The sequence below is a fragment of the Alkalibacillus haloalkaliphilus C5 genome (assembly GCF_000269905.1).
Lineage (GTDB): Bacteria > Bacillota > Bacilli > Bacillales > Alkalibacillaceae > Alkalibacillus > Alkalibacillus haloalkaliphilus_A.
The window spans coordinates 1-3,331 of the sequence record NZ_AKIF01000214.1 but is presented as its reverse complement, the minus strand read 5'-3'; the positions used below and the strand labels follow the sequence as shown (position 1 = coordinate 3,331).

The 3,331-nt window shown below is 33.9% G+C and carries 1 protein-coding gene and 1 pseudogene; both read left to right on the top strand.

All coding sequences use genetic code 11. The features are described from left to right. Window positions 1-59 precede the first annotated feature (59 nt). Window positions 60-1,844 carry an ABC transporter substrate-binding protein gene (locus A194_RS0115475; RefSeq protein WP_017187702.1) on the top strand — a complete coding sequence of 595 codons (1,785 nt, stop codon included), beginning with the start codon at window positions 60-62 and terminating at the stop codon, window positions 1,842-1,844. Between the two features lie 176 nt (window positions 1,845-2,020). Continuing rightward, window positions 2,021-3,331: pseudogene (locus tag A194_RS20120) on the top strand (ABC1 kinase family protein); the annotation flags it as partial.

The following is a 3,331-nucleotide window of genomic DNA, read 5'->3' as shown; positions in this document are numbered from 1 at the left end:
GGAGAATAAAAAGTGTAAATTAATTATAGTCATTTCACCTTTTTAATAGGAGGACACTCATGAAGTTAGTTGAATATTACATCAAACTATTTATTACCTTTGCAAAAATCAAGACAGATTACCAAACGAGTGTATCAAGACATGAAATTAGCATAGAATTGGAGTGCTCAGAACGAAATGTTATTCATGTACTAAATAAAATGGAGGAAAAACAGTGGATTAAGGCTGTTAGAGGAAAGGGAAGAGGAAATGCAACAAGTATTACTTTTTTAAAGACGCTTGAAGAAATGTTTGAGAGATTCGAAAAATATTCGCCAAAAACAGAAGATATCGAACGTCTAATTTTGATGTTTGAGGATTACCCTCAACTAAATGAAAGTCACCAACTAATTAATAAGTTTATTAATAAGCTTTTTGGTACTGAAGCTAGGTTTCCTCAGGGTGTTCAAGACGAATGCGAGCATTTAAAAATACCGTACTTTCGGTCTCTATACTCTTTAAACCCTTCGCAAGTCGAAAGGCAAACAGAAACACATATGGTAAAACAAATATTTAATACTTTAGTGAGGTATAACGAAGAACGAAAAGTAGTTGAACCTAGCCTCTCTCATTATTGGGAGATAGATCATGACGGAAAGACGTTCACCTTTTACCTTAGAAAAGGGGTATTATTTCATCATTCAAAACATCTAGTTGCCGAAGATGTTAAGTTCACTTTTGAGAGGTTAAAAGGAACATCTTCTAAATGGATCATTAAAGATTTAGATGCCATTAAATGTATCGGGAATTACATAGTGCAGTTTACCTTTAACAAACCTTCTTTTCAGTGGCTTTCTCTGGTCACTTCACCGAAATGCTCAATTGTACCTAATGATTATGCTCAGAAGTCAACAGAAGAGTTTTCCAAAACCCCCATTGGGACAGGGCCATACAAAATAAAAGAACATGAAACCGATTTTCTTTCGCTTACGGTTCATAACGATTATTTTCAGGAACGTGCTCATATTGATAACATCACTATTTTTGTACTACCATCAATAGAAAAATATCTTAATGTGAAAAATGGTGACGCCGATCCGGTTTTTTATATTCCCTTTACAATTTTGAAAGGTCATGATCATGATCACCAACTTCAATATATCGAGAGGGAAAGACTATCCGTTAAATACCTTATGTGGAATATGAGTAAAGAAAAAATACGGACGAATGAGGTGTTGAGAAAGAAGTTGTCAACCATATTAAACAAAGAAGAAATGGTGAGGGAATTGGGGTTTCCTAGAAGTGAACCTGCAAGTTCATTTATGAAACAGAGTTCATCTTATCAATCCGAAGAAATTTATCAGAATTTATCTGATGATACTTTTGAGGAACCTTTAACTTTAATAACGTATGATCTTCCGCCACATAGAGAAGATGTTAAATGGATACAGCATGAATGTAAGGAGCATGGTATAACAATTGACCCCAAATATATTCCATACTCGACCTTTATGGATCATTTAAAATATGCTGACTTAATTCTTTCAGAGTATGTAACACAAGAATCAGAAGAGGTTTCTCTCTTTAACTTGTTTGAATCTCAGACAGTAAAATCTCTTATTAATTTTGAAAATAAGGAAATTATTGAAGGAAGTCTAGATCAAGCTTCCCGACACGAAAAAATGGCAAATAGAATTGAAGAATTAAAAAGTGTCGATACGTTATTATGTAAAAGTTTTATTACAATTCCATTGTATTGGACATTTCAAAAAGCTTTATATGATAAGAACTTAATGGGTGTATCTCTAAGCACCATTGGATTAGTCCCTTTCAATGACTTGTTTTATAGAAAAAAGTTAAAGTGATTTAAAGGCGGTATTTAAATTAAAAATTCAACAAATATTCTTAATGTAACGATTTGCAAAAATTATTTATTTCAACAGATGGAGGTGTTAACTTAAAAGGGTTAACGCCTTTTTTGTCGAATATATTTAGTAATGATGCCGTTTTACATAATAGTGCAAAAGAAACGAGTGATTTGATGGGACGAATGAGTAAATTAAAACGCATGTCTAAGGTACTCTCAATGGCATTTGTTATCTTCATTCAAATTTATTGGTATAAATTTAGAAGAAAGTCTGATGCTGATTGGGAGAAATTGTGGGAAAAAATAGGCAAAAGGTTCCGAAAGACATTATTTGAGTTAGAAGGATTACTGATTAAAATGGGGCAGTTACTAAGTATTCGTGCAGATTTACTTCCTAATAGTTTTATTAAGCAAATTCAAGATCTTACAGATCAAGTTCCCCCTTCTGAATGGGAAGAAGTTAAGGGTATTCTTGAAACTGAATGGGAAGGCCCTTTGGAGCAATATTTACATACCATCGATCAAAAAGCAGTAGCCTCTGCCTCCATAGGAGAGGTCTATAAAGGTGTTTTAAAAGATGGTCAACCAGTTGCGATTAAAGTACAACGCTCAAATATTCAATCAATTATTCAAACTGATTTCCGTACTTTAAGTATTATTATTTGGTTTGCCCATTATTTTGCTCCTACGCCAAAAGGGTTTATTAATTTTAAGGTATTATATAAAGAGGTAAAGGAAGTTATTGAACGTGAACTTGATTTCTTAAAGGAAAAAGATAACCTACACAATTTCCAAGAACGATTTAAGGATGTTGAAGGTGTGAAAATCCCTGATGTGTATACGGAACTTAGTACATCCAAGATATTGGTCATGGAGTGGGTAGAAGGTATAAAACTGACAGATGAAGAGGGAATGAGTCAATTAGAAATTAATCAACGAAATTTAGCTGAAAATCTAATTGAAGTTTCCTTCCTCAGTGGCTTGAGCTGGAATGTTCCATGCTGATCCCCATTCAGGAACATACTTGTTTCAAAGGAAGGGCAAATCATATTACTAGATTTCGGAATGGTAGGGGAGCTTTCTAAGAAGGATGCTTCATATTTTCAAACATTAATAGAGGGAATTCTATCAAAGAATTACCCTAAAGCTGTAGAAGCCTTGACTCATTTAGGCTTTTTACTCCCAGAAGCAGACCAAAGAACAGTTGAAAAGCTGTTGGCTGAATTACTGTCGTATCAACCTGAACAATTGAAAGATATAGACTTGGTTGCTTTAAAGTTAGAAATGAATGATATAATTCAAGCCCTCCCAATTCAAGTGCCGACGAGATTTGTCTTCTTAGGGCGATCATTCATTACAATGGAAGGAATACTCCGTAGCTTAGTGACAGATGATGAACTGATTAAGGTTTTAAAGCCAGTTTTTATGGATTGGTTAAGTAAACATGGCAATAGCAAATGGTCGTTTATTTGGTTTTGGTTGCAG